This is a genomic window from Bradyrhizobium lablabi, assembly GCF_900141755.1.
Lineage (GTDB): Bacteria > Pseudomonadota > Alphaproteobacteria > Rhizobiales > Xanthobacteraceae > Bradyrhizobium > Bradyrhizobium lablabi_A.
Map to the genome: position 1 here is coordinate 3342894 of NZ_LT670844.1, position 14823 is coordinate 3357716.

The 14823-nt window shown below is 63.1% G+C and carries 15 protein-coding genes and 1 riboswitch; of the genes, 4 read left to right on the top strand and 11 right to left on the bottom strand.

Translation table 11 applies throughout. From position 1 onward, the window contains the following. The first annotated feature begins 31 nt into the window (after positions 1-31). Positions 32-1138, top strand: coding sequence for a cobalt-precorrin-5B (C(1))-methyltransferase (locus tag B5526_RS15515; protein ID WP_079539266.1), 1107 nt, complete (start codon positions 32-34; stop codon positions 1136-1138). Between the two features lie 8 nt (positions 1139-1146). Here B5526_RS15515 and cobM read toward each other — a convergent pair whose 3' ends face one another. From cobM to cbiE, 3 genes are read right to left on the bottom strand one after another with little or no spacing between them, the layout of a single operon-like run. Continuing rightward, on the bottom strand, positions 1147-1908 hold the full coding sequence (gene cobM, locus B5526_RS15520) for a precorrin-4 C(11)-methyltransferase (protein ID WP_079539268.1): 762 nt from the start codon (positions 1906-1908) through the stop codon (positions 1147-1149). Further along, positions 1905-2288, bottom strand: a complete 384-nt coding sequence (locus B5526_RS15525) for a cobalamin biosynthesis protein (RefSeq protein ID WP_172842054.1) — start codon at positions 2286-2288, stop codon at positions 1905-1907. The genes cobM and B5526_RS15525 overlap by 4 nt, the downstream gene beginning before the upstream one ends. Continuing rightward, positions 2285-3520 carry a precorrin-6y C5,15-methyltransferase (decarboxylating) subunit CbiE gene (gene cbiE / locus B5526_RS15530; protein WP_079539271.1) on the bottom strand — a complete coding sequence of 412 codons (1236 nt, stop codon included), beginning with the start codon at positions 3518-3520 and terminating at the stop codon, positions 2285-2287. Before cbiE ends, B5526_RS15525 begins: the two co-directional genes overlap by 4 nt. A 14-nt stretch (positions 3521-3534) precedes the next feature. Between cbiE and B5526_RS15535 the strand changes: the two genes are divergently transcribed. Further along, positions 3535-4308, top strand: a complete 774-nt coding sequence (locus B5526_RS15535) for a cobalt-precorrin-6A reductase (RefSeq protein ID WP_079539272.1) — start codon at positions 3535-3537, stop codon at positions 4306-4308. Here B5526_RS15535 and cobJ read toward each other — a convergent pair. Genes cobJ through B5526_RS15575 form a run of 8 tightly spaced genes read right to left on the bottom strand, consistent with a single transcriptional unit; the run spans position 4272 to position 13284 of the window. Further along, a complete protein-coding gene (cobJ, locus tag B5526_RS15540; RefSeq protein ID WP_079539274.1) occupies positions 4272-5039 on the bottom strand; it encodes a precorrin-3B C(17)-methyltransferase in 768 nt (255 codons plus the stop codon). The genes B5526_RS15535 and cobJ overlap by 37 nt on opposite strands. Beyond that, complete coding sequence (locus tag B5526_RS15545) at positions 5036-5794, bottom strand: precorrin-2 C(20)-methyltransferase (protein WP_079539276.1); 759 nt, start codon at positions 5792-5794, stop codon at positions 5036-5038. The genes cobJ and B5526_RS15545 overlap by 4 nt, the downstream gene beginning before the upstream one ends. Then, a complete protein-coding gene (locus B5526_RS15550) occupies positions 5791-6423 on the bottom strand; it encodes a precorrin-8X methylmutase (protein WP_079539277.1) in 633 nt (210 codons plus the stop codon). The genes B5526_RS15545 and B5526_RS15550 overlap by 4 nt, the downstream gene beginning before the upstream one ends. Continuing rightward, positions 6416-7717 carry a precorrin-3B synthase gene (cobG, locus tag B5526_RS15555; protein WP_079539279.1) on the bottom strand — a complete coding sequence of 434 codons (1302 nt, stop codon included), beginning with the start codon at positions 7715-7717 and terminating at the stop codon, positions 6416-6418. Before cobG ends, B5526_RS15550 begins: the two co-directional genes overlap by 8 nt. Further along, a complete protein-coding gene (gene cobN, locus B5526_RS15560) occupies positions 7714-11151 on the bottom strand; it encodes a cobaltochelatase subunit CobN (RefSeq protein WP_079539281.1) in 3438 nt (1145 codons plus the stop codon). The genes cobG and cobN overlap by 4 nt, the downstream gene beginning before the upstream one ends. A 6-nt stretch (positions 11152-11157) precedes the next feature. Beyond that, the gene (gene cobW, locus B5526_RS15565; RefSeq protein WP_079539282.1) at positions 11158-12192 is read right to left on the bottom strand and encodes a cobalamin biosynthesis protein CobW; all 1035 of its coding nucleotides are present in this window, start codon (positions 12190-12192) and stop codon (positions 11158-11160) included. Further along, positions 12189-12623, bottom strand: coding sequence for a DUF1636 domain-containing protein (locus tag B5526_RS15570; protein ID WP_079539284.1), 435 nt, complete (start codon positions 12621-12623; stop codon positions 12189-12191). The genes cobW and B5526_RS15570 overlap by 4 nt, the downstream gene beginning before the upstream one ends. Positions 12624-12636: 13 nt before the next feature. Continuing rightward, positions 12637-13284 (bottom strand): HupE/UreJ family protein, encoded by a 648-nt coding sequence (locus B5526_RS15575; protein ID WP_079539285.1) that lies wholly within the window; start codon positions 13282-13284, stop codon positions 12637-12639. A gap of 131 nt (positions 13285-13415) precedes the next feature. Continuing rightward, positions 13416-13627, bottom strand: a riboswitch (cobalamin riboswitch). A gap of 36 nt (positions 13628-13663) precedes the next feature. Here B5526_RS15575 and cobU point away from each other — a divergent pair. Both cobU and cobO read left to right on the top strand, forming a co-directional pair. After that, entirely contained in the window at positions 13664-14185 is a 522-nt protein-coding gene (gene cobU, locus B5526_RS15580; protein WP_079539287.1) for a bifunctional adenosylcobinamide kinase/adenosylcobinamide-phosphate guanylyltransferase, read from the top strand. A gap of 20 nt (positions 14186-14205) precedes the next feature. Further along, a complete protein-coding gene (gene cobO, locus B5526_RS15585) occupies positions 14206-14817 on the top strand; it encodes a cob(I)yrinic acid a,c-diamide adenosyltransferase (protein ID WP_079539289.1) in 612 nt (203 codons plus the stop codon). Positions 14818-14823 lie beyond the last annotated feature (6 nt).

Here is a 14823-nt window from a genome sequence, read left to right on the forward strand (position 1 = left end):
TAGGTTTCGGTGCGCGGAATCGGAGCGGAATGTGAGCGACGCCGAAGATAGCAATGAGACAAGACCGGGTCAGCCGCTCAAGCGCGGCTGGACCACCGGCACCTGCGCAACGGCCGCTACACGAGCTGCCTATGAGGCGCTCGTCACCGGCGAATGCCCGGATCCCGTCGAAGTGCAGCTGCCGAATGGCACGCGCGTCAGCTTTGCGGTAGCTGTTTTCGAAGCATCCGACGGCGGCGCGACCGCAGGGATCGTCAAAGACGCTGGCGACGACCCCGATGTGACCCATGGCGCCGTGATCAAGGCGACGGTGCGAGCGGGTACGCCCGGTTCCGGCGTTATCTTTGTTGCGGGCGAAGGCGTGGGAACGGTGACAAAACCCGGCCTGCCGGTCCGTCCCGGCGAGCCCGCCATCAATCCGGTTCCACGCGAGATGATGCGAAGCGCCGTTCGCGAAGTGATGGAACGGTTTGGGACATCCGGCGACGTCATGGTCGAACTCTCGGTCCCCGGCGGCGAAGCGCTCGCCGCCAAGACGCTCAATGCGCGTCTCGGTATTGTTGGCGGACTTTCGATCCTCGGCACCACCGGGATTGTCGTTCCCTATTCCTGTGCGGCCTGGATCCACTCCATTCACCGCGGTATCGACGTGGCGCGCGCCAGCGGTCTCAAACACATCGCCGGCTCCACGGGATCGACTTCGGAGATGGCCGTTCAGAAGCTGCACGGCCTCTCCGAAACCGCGCTCATCGACATGGGCGACTTCGTCGGCGGCATGCTGAAATATGCGAAACGACACCCGATCCCGCGCATCACCATCGCCGGCGGCTTTGCCAAAATGACAAAACTCGGACAAGGGCTGCTCGATCTTCATTCCAAATCCGGCAGCGTCGACCTTATCTGGCTTTCCGAACTTTTGCGGGAAGCGGACGCGCCCGCCGACCTCGTAGAACTTTGCAAGGACGCCAATACGGCGTTGCTGGTTCTGCGGGAGGCCGAAATGCGCGGCATACCGATTGGCGAATTCGTCGCCAGGGCTGCGTGGAAAACGGCGGCGCAGGTGCTCGATGGATCGCAGATCGCCGTCGACATGGCGGTGTTCGACCGCGAAGGTAAAATCGTCGGGCGCTGGGGATAGGTTTTCGATCATACGCCGCCTCCCCGGAACCGTCGGCGGTATCCGCTATCGTAAAGGGCACTGTCGCGGAAATCACGCGCCGCCAGCACGTCGCCGACGATGATGAGCGCCGTACGCTCGATACTTGTCTTTTTGACCTCCGCCACGATGGTGCCGAGCGTCGCCCGTATAATCTGCTCGTCAGGCCAGCTTGCGCGGAACACGACCGCAGCCGGGCAATCCCCGCCATAAGCGGGCACCAGTTCCGCGACGGTTTTTTCGATCGCGTGAATGGAGAGATGTATCGCAAGTGTCGCACGCGTTGCGGCGAAGGCGGAAAGCGTCTCGGTTGCGGGCATCGCCGAAGCGCGTCCCGGCGTGCGCGTCAGCACGACCGATTGCGCCACTTCAGGCAATGTCAATTCCCTGGCCAGCGCGGCTGCGGCGGCTGCAAAGGCGGGAACGCCGGGGGTGATCGTGTAGGGGATATTGAGGGCCTCAAGGCGCCGTAACTGTTCGCCGAGCGCGCTCCAGATTGACAGATCCCCGGAATGCAGGCGTGCAACATCCTCGCCGCGCTCCGTGGCTTTCGCTATCTCCGCGACAATCTCGTCGAGCGACATCGGCGCTGAATCAATGATGCGCGCTCCCGCCGGGCAATAGCCAAGCAAAGCTTTCGGCACCAGCGAACCGGCATAGAGGCAGACCGGGCAATTGGTGATGAGATCGCGCCCCCGCACGGTGATGAGGTCCGCTGCTCCGGGTCCCGCCCCGATGAAATGAACGGTCATGAGCCCTCACTGATGGCGATGGCACAGGTTACCTTGTCAGTCGCGACTCGTGCGCCGAGAAGCCGGGCGTTGCGGCCCGCCGCGACCAGGGCTGACGCCTCCGCGATCGACGGCACACCCTTGAGCGCCTGAACCCGCGGCGAGCGTGTAACGATTTTGTCGGCAACCCGATCTAGATCGGCGAGCGAACACCGGATGAGAGGAACCGCGAGAGATCGAGCGGCGTCTGCAATCCCACACTCTTCTGCCTTCGACGCTTCGGTCGCGATCGCGTCGAGGTTTTCGCGGGCAATGCCAAGCGTAGCAAGAACTGAGTGAACCAAGCTCACAATATCTTCGGACAGCGTCCCGCGCTTGCATCCGATGCCGACGACGATCATGGCTTCCTCACCCGCCATTGCGTCACCGGCATCGAGGGACGCCAGCCAAACATGGTGCCGACTTTGTCCGCGCGCGCGACCTGCAGCCGAGCGAGATCGCCGCCGAAACGCTGGAAATAATCGGCGAGCCGCGCTTCCGTCTCGAGCGACACCGCATTGGCAACGAGCCGACCGCCGGGTTTCAGCGCCGCCCAAACCGCTTCGAATACGCCTTCATCCATCATGCCGCCGCCGACAAACACAGCATCCGGTCGAGCAAGCCCCGCCAGCGCCTCCGGCGCGCGGCCTTGCACGATCCTGAGCTCGGGCACGCCGAGCGCCGCGGCATTGCGGGCGGCGCGATCCGCGCGGTCGTTACGCGCCTCGACACCGATCGCGCCTAGGGAGGGATGCCGCAGCAGCCACTCGATCGCGATCGACCCGGCGCCAAGCCCGACATCCCACAGCAGTTCGCCGTGCCGTGGCTCGAGCGACGAAAGCGTTACGGCACGAATTTCCCGTTTTGTCAGTTGGCCATCGTTCTCGAACAACGCGTCGTCGAGGCCGGACGCGAGGGCGATGATCGCGGCCTCCGGTTCCGCGATCACCTCGATCGCGATCGTATTGAGCGGAATAATCTCCTCAATATCGAAATTCGCTGCCCTGGCGCGGCGTATCCGCTCGCGCGGACCGCCCATCGCCTCGAGCACGGTGATACGCGATTGCCCCATGCGATGCGCGTCGAGAAGCTTGGCGAGTTTTGCCGGCGTCGTGTCGTCCCAGGAAAGCACCAAGATGCGCGCGCCGGGTTGCAAATGCCGGATGATGCCTTGCAGCGCGCGGCCATGCAGCGTGACGGGTGCAACGTCCTGCAGCGACCATCCCATCCTCGCCGCGGCGAGGCTGAAAGCCGAGGGTTGCGGCAGGCAAACGATTTCTTCGGCCGGGACAAACTCCGTGAGCTGCTTGCCGACGCCGAAATGAAAGGGGTCGCCGCTCGCGAGAACGGCAACCGCGCGCCCGCGGTGCCGCTTGACCTCGCTAAACGCGTCGCTCATGGGACTGGGCCACGCCAGACGCCGCCCGCGGATCAGATCGCCCGCGAGTTCCAGATGGCGCGCACCGCCGACGACCAGTTCCGCCGATGTAATCAGCCGCCGGGCAACCGCGGACAGCCCTTCCACGCCATCCTCGCCGATGCCGACGATGGACAGCCAGCGCTGCACGTTGCAGGTTGCGGGCTCAGCGTTCATGGAGATGGCCCCCGATGCGCGTTCTCATCCTTGGAGGTACCACGGAGGCCTCGGATCTGACGCGCCTGCTGGCGGCGGACTCCCGCTTTGACGCGACGATTTCGCTTGCCGGGCGTACCGCAAACCCGAAGGCGCAGCCCGTGCGAACGCGGATCGGCGGCTTTGGCGGCGCTGACGGTCTCGTTGCCTGGCTGAAGCAGGACGCAACGCAAGCGGTCGTTGATGCGACGCATCCCTACGCCGATCAAATCTCCACCAACGCGGTCGAGGCTTGCGCACGACTTGCGATCCCACTCGCCTCGATCGTGCGCCCTGCCTGGGAGCTCCGGCCGGGCGACACATGGATTCCCGTCGCAAGTGCCGAAGCTGCCGCTGACGCGCTGGGACCAGAACCTCGCCGTGTGTTTCTTACGCTTGGCCGCCTCGAGCTTGGCGCTTTCGCAACCGCGCCCCATCATCACTATATCGCGCGCACGATCGATCCGCCCAACGATGTCCCGCTGCCGCCCGATATCCGGCTGTTTTCCGGACGCGGTCCCTTCGACTGCGAATCTGAAACGACGCTGCTCGCACGCGAGAAGATCGATGTGCTGGTCTCCAAGAATTCGGGCGGGGCGGCGACCTACGCGAAGATCGAAGCGGCGCGCCGTCTTGGTATTCCGCTTGTGATGATTGCGCGTCCGAACAAGCCGCGCGGACATGGCGTCGAAAGCGCGGAGGCGGCCGTCATCTGGCTTGAACATCAGCGCACTCATCGCACCACCTCATGTTCGGCACGCGGCGTATAGACAAAGGGCCTGCGTCCGTTTCGTGAGACCAGCCGTGTCGCCGCCGCGCCAATGATGACGAGCGTACGCATATCGGCAAGGGCTGGATCTGCCTCGCCCAACTCTGTCATGACAACGCGCGCTTCGGGTGTCGCAGCATTTCTGACAAAGAGCACGACGGTCTGAGGCGATTTTTTCGTTCTCAGCAAATTGAACGCGCGGCCAAGCTGATTTGGCCTCGCCCGGGAAGCAGGGTTATAAAGCGCAATGACAAAATCGCCGTCCGCCGCGGCGTGTAAGCGTCGTTCGATCGTCTCCCATGACTTCAGATTGTCTGACAACGATATCGCGCAAAAATCCGCGCCGAGCGGTGCGCCAACTTCGGCGGCTGCCGCAAGCATGGCCGTTATCCCGGGCTCGATGCGAATATCGAGCTCCCGCCAGGCGGGATCGCCGGCTTCTATGGCTTCGAACACCGCCGCAGCCATTGCGAACACGCCGGGATCACCACCCGAAACGACGGCGACCTCTCTGCCTTCGATGGCGAGTGTGAGCGCGTGGCGTGCCCGGTCGATCTCGACACGATTGCCTGAAACATGACGGCGCCCGCTGGCGATGGTTTTTGGAATCCGATCGAGATAGGTTTCGTATCCGACGAGATCCGTCGCGGCAGAAAGCGCTTTCGTGGCCGCGGGCGTCAAGAGGTCCATCGAGCCTGGCCCAAGACCGACGACAACCAGCGAGCCGCTCACAGCCGCCTCCCCTGACCCGGGATCAGCACCATCGAAAAGTAAGGGCCTTTGCCGTCAGGACATTCGGACAAGGGCATGATCTGCTCCGCTTGCATCGTGCCGCGCTCAACATAAATCGCGCGCGCGAGCAATCCGGCCGCCTCGACCGCCCGGCGGACTTTTGCGAGATTCTTGCCGACCTTCATGATGACGGCGGCGTCAGTCTCCGCGAGCCGGCGGGTCAATTGTTCCTCAGCCAAAGTTCCAGGCAATACCGACAGGATGTCATTGCCCCAGGTGATCGGCGCATTGGCGCGCGTCCAGCAGCCCGACATACCTGTGACGCCGGGAACAATTTCGATCGGGAAATCGCGGTTGAGCCGCCGCCACATATGCATGAACGATCCATAGAAGAACGGATCTCCTTCGGCCAGAAGCCCGACAGACTTGCCTTGCCCGAGCAGTTCCGCGAGCGTCGCGACACTTTCTTCATAGAAGCAGGCGATCTGCTTTTGATACGAAGGATGTTCGGGCGGGATCTCGTCGGTGACCGGGTATTCGAGCCGAAGCTCGCTTCGGCCCGGCCCCAACAAGGGATCTACTATGCCGCGCGCATTGCCCTGCAGCCCTCGTTTGGCAAAAAAGGCCAGCACGTCGACATCGCGCACCAGCGCCGCCGCTCGCAGCGTCAGATAACGGACATCGCCTGGTCCAACCCCGATGCCGTAGAGCGTGCCTGCGCAGGCGGTTCCTGCGATCGCGTCAAGAGCTGTCATTCGCGTTCACTCGCCAGCGCATTGATGGCCGCTACCGCCATGGCGCTTCCGCCTCTGCGGCCGCGCACGACAAGGAATGGCACGCGCCCCTGCAACCGGAGCGCTTCCTTGGATTCGGCGGCGCCGACAAAGCCCACGGGGACGCCGATAATGGCGGCGGGAAGCGGCGCGCCCTCGTCGAGCATTTCAAGCAGCCGAAACAGCGAGGTCGGCGCATTGCCGATGGCGACAAGGGCGCCTTCGAGATGAGGCCGCCACAGCTCCAGCGCCGTGGCCGAGCGCGTATTGCCGACTTTGGCAGCGAGGCGCGCGACGGCGGGATCGTCGAGCGTGCAAATAACGGGGTTATCCTTCGGCAGCCTGCTGCGGGTGATGCCATGCGCGACCATCTTCGCATCACACAGGATCGGCGCGCCCGCCAATAGCGCCGCGCGGGCGCTGGCGGCGAATGTGGGCGACATCTCGATATCACGAGCGATATCGGTCATGCCGCAGGCATGAATAATCCGGACCGCGACTTTTTCCTCGATCGCCTCGAAGCGGGAGAGGTCGGCCTCGGCGCGGATGATCGCAAACGAGTTGCGGTAGATCTCCGACCCGTCGCGAATATAGTTTTGAGATTCAGTCATAACGGCGTCCTTCAGCGAAGATTGTGCCGGGATCAGCGGCAAGCTCCGCGAAAGACGCGCTGCCTGCGGGGCACTCCTGGGCGGTTCCGTTGCGAACGATTCCGTATTTGCTCTCGGCGCCGACCAGCACGAGATCAGCCGCGGCGGATTTTGCGCACCCCTTGGCGCAACCGGAGACGTGAATGGTGCCTTCAAAGCCGAACCGGGACGACAATGCGGCAAGCCGCCGCGCATCGCCACGGGTGTCGAGGCTCGTCGACCGACAAGCCGGCGCGCCGGGACACGCTTCGACCCTAAGCAGCGGATCATCGGGATCAGTGATCAAGTCAACGGATCGAGCCGCATCGAGCACCGCATTTCCCGTCAACGCGCCGACGACCTCGGCGTATAAAATGCGCCACGGCGACAGCCTGACCTCTTCGACACCGAAGGCAGCCATCTCGCCGGCAAGCTTTTCAAGCTGAGCGGTCTCGACCCGGCCGAACGGCGCTGCGACGCCAACCGCGAACCGGCCCGCGCCCAAATCACGCAGGCCAACGTGCCGATCCGACGATCGTTGGGTCTTTCGTTGATCGAGCTCCAGCGGATTGAGCCGCGACCTCATTGCTGATCGGATGGACGCGAGGCCTTCGGCGGGAACGGCACGCATGCGTTGCCGTTTCACGTTCGACACGACTGCGAGGAAGGCGCTGGCGGTCTCGGTTGCAGCGGTGGCTGCGGCTGCGGCAGAGACCGAACCAAGCCAATCGATCCCGGCTTGCGTATCGAGACCGATCGCGACTGAGGGATTTGCGCCGTCGCGAATAGCCGCAATACGAATGTCGGCCCGCTCATCCGCCAGCGTCAGAGTCCCGCAGCCATCAATGATAAAACAAAACTTGGACGGCAGCGCCCACAGAGCGTGTTCGGAGGTAAGCAATTGCGCCAATTCCCGTGCAATCCCGCGGACATCAAGCACTTCAGTCGGATCGATGCCCGCAAGCGGGCTGACCATCAGGTTACGTACCGCCTCCGCTTCCGGAGCAGGATCGAGAAGGCCGAGCCCCGCGATTACGTGTTGCAGTCCCAGCAAACTTTCTTCGCCAACGCCGCGGATCTGCAGATTGGCGCGGCGGGTCAGGTCGATATGGCCGTTGCCGAAACGCCGAGCCGCTTCGGCAAGAACCAACATTTCGTCCGGCTTGAACATCCCGCATCGCGGGCGCACGCGGACGATCAATCCGTCGCCGCTTTGCATCGGCTTCAGAGCGCCGGGACACCAGCCCTTCACCTCGAATACGGCGGCATGCTTCACGTTGCGGCCTCCGTCTGTGGACCGCGAGCCTCCCGCGATTTCGCGATGGCACGGTCGAGCTCGCCGGCAACGGCGTTGCGCCGCGCCACCCAGAGGCCGCGCGCCAGCGCGTCGCGGAGCCGCGCGACAATCGCAGCCGCGGCTGCCGGATTGGCCGCGGTCATCCTCGTCAAGGTCGCTTCATCCGCAATCAGGGCATCATGCGTGACGTCGAATAGATGATTCGACACGACGCGGGTTGTTGCCGCGAAGGCATAGAGCGCGTCGACGCCCTGGGCGATCTCGGCTACGCCACGATGACCGTGACCGAGCATGCCATTGATCCAACGAGGATTGGTCAGGCGTCCCCGAACCACACGTGCGATCTCCTCGGCAACCGTACGGGCTTTGGGCGTCGACGGTTCGCTTGTGTCGAGGTGATAGAGTTCCGCATCGTTGCCGAGCAACGCTGCGGCCGCCGCAAAGCCGCCGACGAAATCGGCAACCCCGTCACCGTCAAGAAGATCCCGCTCGCGGTCGTCTTGCGGATGGACCAGGGCATCGGCGGCCGACACCCGGGTACGAAAGCCATCTCCCGCCGGCATGACCGGCTGCGCGCCGCCGTAAGCGTGGGTTACAGCGGAGAGGTAGGCCTCGCCAAGATCTTCGCGCGCCCGCCAATTGCCGTCGAGCGTGAGATCAGTCGTTCCCGCCCCATAGCTGCCAGGCGCGCCACCAAAAATGCGGGCAAGATTGTCGCCGCGCCGGCGGGAGCCGGCGATCGGGTTATCGGAATCGTCTTCGTCGAGCGCCGCGACCTTGCGAATCGCCGCGTCAAGAAGCGCGATCTGCGTTTCGAAAATATCGCGGAACAGACCGGATATCCGCAGCGTCACATCGATGCGCGGGCGTTCGAGTCTTGCCAGCGGCAAGACTTCAACGCCTGTTACACGGTTGGATGACATGTCCCAAACCGGTCGCGCGCCGAGATAGCCGAGCGCCTGCGCTAGATCGTCGCCGCCAGTTCGCAGCGAAGTCGAGGCCCAAAGATCGATCACAAGAGAGCGCGGGTAATCGCCGTGATCCTGCAAGTAGCGGCGCACCACCTCATCTGCAGCCCTCAGACCGATCGTTGTGGCCGTCCGCGTCGGGATCGATCGCGGATCGATCGTCGTCAAATTCCTTCCCGTCGGCAAAACATCGGCCCTGCCCCGGCTTGGCGCACCGGCAGGACCCGGGCTGACGCGGCGTCCGTCGAGCGCCGCCAGAAGTGCCCTCTCCTCGTGCGCGGCACTGCTACGGACCGCCGCTTCGATCTGCTCGCGCCGATCACCCGTTGCCGAAGTACCTGCTGCCGCAAGGATCGCCTCGACCAGCGTCGACTGTGCTTCGGCCTCCGGGGCGCGTCCGAAAACATGCAGCCGGTCGCGGATACTGAGTTCCTTGATATCGCACAGACGTGCATCTAGCTTTACAATTGCATCCCTGGCCGGCTCATCTCTTGAAAGATTGCATTCGATGGCGAGGCCCGTTGCCCAGGCCGTGTCGATAATCGCGTTTTCAAGCAAACCGAGCCGGCGCCGATCGAGGCCCTCCGCGTCGGCATATTCCTCGACCAATGCCTCCAGTTCGGCCATCGCACCATGCAGCCCCGCCGCGCTCAGCGGCGGCGTGAGATGACCAATGGTCACAGCGCTGAGCCGGCGCTTGGCCTGCACTGCCTCGCCCGGATTGTTGACGATGAAGGGATAAATCACCGGCAGCGGCCCCGTCACCGCCTCGGGCCAGCACTCGGCGGAAAGGGCCAGTGCCTTGCCGGGCAGCCACTCCAGCGTGCCGTGGGTTCCGAGATGGATGAGCGCGTCGATCTGCGCCTGCTCTCGTAACCACGCGTAGAGCGCGGCGTAGGCATGGCGCGGGGGGATTGATGTGTCGTGATAGCCGGCTTTGCGATCTCGCGCCGACCCGCGGTCAGGCTGGAGAAAAACCAGCAGCTTGCCGGTTTTGAGCACAGCAAAAGAAAAAGTGTTGTTATCGACGAGCGGGTCGGCGGCAGGGCCGCCCCATGTATTCTCGATCTCGTCCTGCAGACGCGGCGGCAAAGCCTTCAACCATCTTAAGTAAGAGCTAAGGGGAACGTCGAGGCGAGCCGAATGTCCCACCAGCAACATCTCGACGTCGGCGGCGTGCAATTCTCCCGCGCCAACATCGTAGCCTTCCCGACGCAAAAGATCGACGATTTGAACGACGCTTTCGGCGGTGTCGAGCCCAACGGCATAACCGGCACGTCCGGCGCGGGCCGGATAATCGGACAGAATGAGTGCGAGCCGACGCTCCGCGCGCGGGGTTTTGCCTAATTTGACCCAACGGTCAGCCTGGCGCGCGACAAAATCAATCCGATCGGGACAAGGCTTGTGCCGAACGGCTGCAAATTCAATTCTGGGATCAAAGTCGTCCTCGGCCTTGAACGAAATGGCACGGCTCAACAGCCGGCCATCGAGTTCGGGCAACACCACGTTCATGGCGAGATCGGCCGGAGACAGACCGCGCGGCGATGAAGCCCAGGCTTCCTGCGCGTTGCTTGCCAGCACAACCTGCAGCACGGGAACATCGGCGGCGTCGAGGACCGTCGTGCCGTCATCGCGCAGCGCGGAAAATGCCGTCGCATTGAGGATAATCGCCGGCCGGCGCGCGGCGATCAATTGGCCGATACTTTCCGCTGCCGCGGGGTCCTTGAGACTGGTGACGGCAACCGCAACCGGCGTCAGGTCTTGTCTTTCGAGCGCAGCCATCAGCGCACGGATGGGAGCGGTGTCGGCGGCGAGCAGGCTTGCTTTATAGAACAGGACGAGCGCAACGGGGCGCTGGTCAACCGCGCTGATCAGATCCTGCAGAGGCAGCGTACGCCCGTCGGTGGAAAATCCGGCCACCGGTCCGATCGGCATCGCATCAGCCCAGGAAATGTCGCGATCAAGAAGGCTGCCGACATATCGCAGAGCCTGGCGAAGATTCTCCGGCCCGCCTTCACGGAAGAATTGATCCAGATAAGACAGCGTCTCTGCTGTCACCGTCGAGATTTCCGCCAGACGGGGATCGGGGCGATCGTCGCCGGGCAAAGCGGCGAACAGGATATTTTTTTGGCGCGCGATCGAGGCGATGATTTCCAGTCCATATCGCCAATATTCAAATCCCCCGAGACAGCGCACGATGACCGCCCGCGCATGCGCGATAACGCCCTCGACATAAAGGTCGACGGACATCGGGTGCTTCAGCTTTTTGAGACTTGCAAGTCTCAACGTCGGCAGTATCTCGGCATCCAATTGCCACGCCGCCGCAAGAGCTGACAGATCGCTGTCAGCGAAAGAGAGCACGACGATTTTGGCCGGCGACTGTTCGAGATCGACCGCGGCTTCCGCCTCGTCCAATTTCGCGACGTTGCTCGCCAGCAGGTGCATGCGCGCTCAGCCCAGGATCAGGTTTCGGATGGCCTTGGCATCGAGCCCCTTCTGACCGATCACGACCAAACGGCTCAAGCGCTCCTCGTCCTTGTGCCAGGCGCGATCAAAGCGATGTTGTATGCGGGACCCGACTCCCTGAATCAGAAGGCGCATCGGCTTGTCCAGAATTTCGGCGAATCCCTTGACGCGAAGGATGTCATGCTTCGCCGCCGCCTCGGCAATTTTTTGGATCAGGATTTGTGGCGTCTCGAAGCCTCTGAGATCGATGACAAAGGACTCAAAATCGTCGTGGTCGTGTTCGGCCTCATTGTCGTGATGTGAGACCCGGTTTGCAACGTCACTTTCGGTAGCGACCCCGAGCCCCAGGAGGACCTTCGGCGATACGCGGCAGTGCTCCACCTCGACGATCTTGACCGATCCGGAAACCACCCGCCCGATCTCGCTGATTACCCTGCCCCGTTCCTCCGACGACATCAGATCGGCCTTGTTCAAGACGACAAGGTCGGCACAGAGAAGCTGATCTTCATAGACCTCCTCAAGCGGGTTCTCGTGATCGAGCGAGACATCCTCTGCCCGCCGCCGGCTCACGGCATCGGGATCGTCCGCGAACCGTCCGGCCGCAACCGCCGCGCCGTCAACCACGGCAACAACGCCGTCAACCGTGACACGCGAGGCGATCTCCGGCCAGTTGAAAGCCTGCACCAGCGGTTTGGGAAGCGCTAGCCCAGACGTCTCGATGACGATGTGCTCCGGCGGAGCCGGGTGATCGAGGAGACGCTTGAGCGCGGGAACGAAGTCATCGGCCACCGTGCAGCAGATGCAGCCGTTGGATAGCTCCACGATGCGGTCTTCCGGGCAGCTCTCGATGCCGCAGCTCTTCAAAATTTCGCCGTCGATGCCGACGTCGCCGAATTCGTTGACGATCACCGCCAGGCGGCGTCCGCCCGCATTTTCAAGAACGTGGCGAACCAGCGTCGTCTTGCCGGCGCCGAGAAAGCCCGTGACGATTGTGCAAGGGACTTTTGTCAGAGATGTCATCGGGAACTGTCTCCAATGTTCGCTAAAACGGAGAGCGGCGGGACCCGCGCAATCGTGTTCTTGCGGATGTGGACGGGGCGCTCGCGCCAGACCGGCAGCCCGTCGGCGTGGGAATGATGAAGTCGGGCAAATTGGACCACGTCATCGGCATGCTGTTCGGGATCGAGCGCGCCGATCACGTAGGTCCATTTTCCCGGCCCCGAGACCGCGACCGTGCAACCGCGGTTGCAATTTGACAGACACTCGACGGGCACGATCTCGATATCGGCCGCCCCATCTTCGAGACGCTGCGACAGGATCTCCATCAGACGCGCGCCGGGGCGCGCCTTTTGATCCTCGGTCGTCTCGCCGAGCAGGCGGCAGGTGATACAGACGAACAGTTTCGAGGCGCTTGGGCGCGGCGAGGCCCCGCTATCGGTGAATGCGGTCATGTGCTTGGCGCGCTCAGCCCGGGAAGCCGGCAGTTGCAACCATCACGGCGCCGATCAGGGCGATGAGAGCACCGGCTGCGGCCATGCCTGCTCGGTTGAACGAGGGAGCGCGTTGCTGGATTCTTGTCGTTGCCGCGTAGGCCGCGACGGCAATGGCGGTCTGAATCACAAACAGACCGGCGAGATATGCGCCGAGCGGTGAAGCTTCGGCTCCGACGATGGATTCGCCGAGTGCATAGCCGTGGAACACGCCGACTGCGGCAAACAACACGGCCGCCGGCAACACGCCGAGCGATAGCCGAAGCGCAACCAGACCGCCGATGAGTAGCGTGGAAAGTCCGACAAGAAGCTCAGCCGCCGGAATATTGGCGCTGGCAAGATGCAGCGCGACGCCGAGGATCATGGCCGCACTGAACGCAAGCACCGGGCGAACGCCGCGGCCGAGCAACGCCGCCAAAATTCCGACGCCGACGACGGCTGCGAAATGATCGAGCCCGATGATCGGATGCCCAAGCCCCGACAACAACCCCTGCATGAAGGTGACGGGAACCTTGCCGCCCATCATATGGTGCGCCAGCGCCTGCGCCGGCGCCAGCATCGCGGCACCCACAACAAGCACGCTCAATTTATTGAGCAAGGATCGATTGAGCAAAGTCTTCATCGCGGACCTCCGTCGTCATGGGCTTCGTGCGCCCTGGCCTGGTGCCGCTTCCGACGGGGTCCCATCGCGACAAAATTCGTCGCTGATAAGCCTTCAACATGACCATCGCGACGCCCCGCGCGACGAGCCGGATAACAGCGTTCTCGACGGCAGGTCTCCTGGCTCTCGGGTCTCAGCGTCCGGCCACCTTCCCGGTTGCCCAGTGGTGTCTTGGCCTTCAGCTCGCCGACTACAGTTGCGGGGGCAGCCGCGGATTTGGGGCCCCATGCCTTTGGAGGCTAAGGTTCCCTGACCGCATTCCCATTCAATCCCCTTGCGGGGAACCGTCACCCGATTGATAAGGGCAAGCATCAACCCCCGTCAATCGAATTCGCCGATCATGAACGTTCCCCCGCCTCGTCTGACCTTCGTTCTCGGCGGCGCGCGGTCCGGAAAGAGCAGATATGCCGAGAACTTAGTGATGGACTGCGCTCCGCCCTGGGTCTACGTGGCAACCGCCGAAGCCCATGATAGCGAGATGGCGGCGCGGATTGCCGCGCACCGCAACCGACGCGATGGCCGCTGGCGCACCGTCGAGGCCCCGCTCGATTTGGCGAGCGCGATCGCAGCGCATGGCAGCAAAGGACAAGCCGTGCTGATCGATTGTCTCACGCTCTGGCTCAGCAATGTCATGCTGGACGGTCGGGATTTGATCGCTGAGCAGCAGCGGTTGATCACGGCCCTTGGCAACGCCGACGGACCTGTTGTCGTCGTCTCCAATGAAGTCGGCTTTGGCATCGTTCCCGATAATGCGCTGGCGCGAGAATTTCGTGATGCGCAAGGCCGCCTCAACATGCAGGTGGCTGCGATTGCCGACCGCGCTGTCTTGATCGCGGCGGGATTGCCGCTCATTCTGAAATAGACGGAAGGAATTTTAACTCCATGACAACCGAAACCGACGACGAAGCGCGCCACAAGGCAAAGATGGCCAACCGCAAGGCGGTTCAGGATGCCGAGGTCGCCGGCAAGACGATCGAGAAAGGATTGCTCATCGTCCACACCGGCAAAGGCAAGGGCAAATCGACGGCGGCTTTCGGTCTTCTGCTGCGCGCCATCGGACGAGGTTTTCAGTGCGGCGTGGTGCAGTTCGGCAAGGGAGCCTGGCAGACCGGCGAGCGCGCTGCGATCGAGCGTTTTGGCGATCAGGTCAAATGGTACACACTTGGTGAAGGTTTTACCTGGGAAACCCAGGATCGTGCCCGCGATGTCGCCGCCGCAGAGCGCGCCTGGGACCGGGCGACTGAACTGATGGAAGATCCCTCGATCCGATTGCTGATCCTCGACGAGCTCAATATCTCCTTGCGCTACGATCATCTCGACCTCGGCCGGGTCCTTGCGGCGTTCGCGAGCCGGCGGGCTGACTTGCACGTCGTCGTCACCGGCCGCAATGCAAAACCCGAATTGATCGAGATAGCCGACCTCGTGACCGAGATGGTAGCCGTGAAGCACCACTTCGCGGCCGGTGTCAAAGCGCAGCAAGGCATCGAGTTTTGAGCCCAG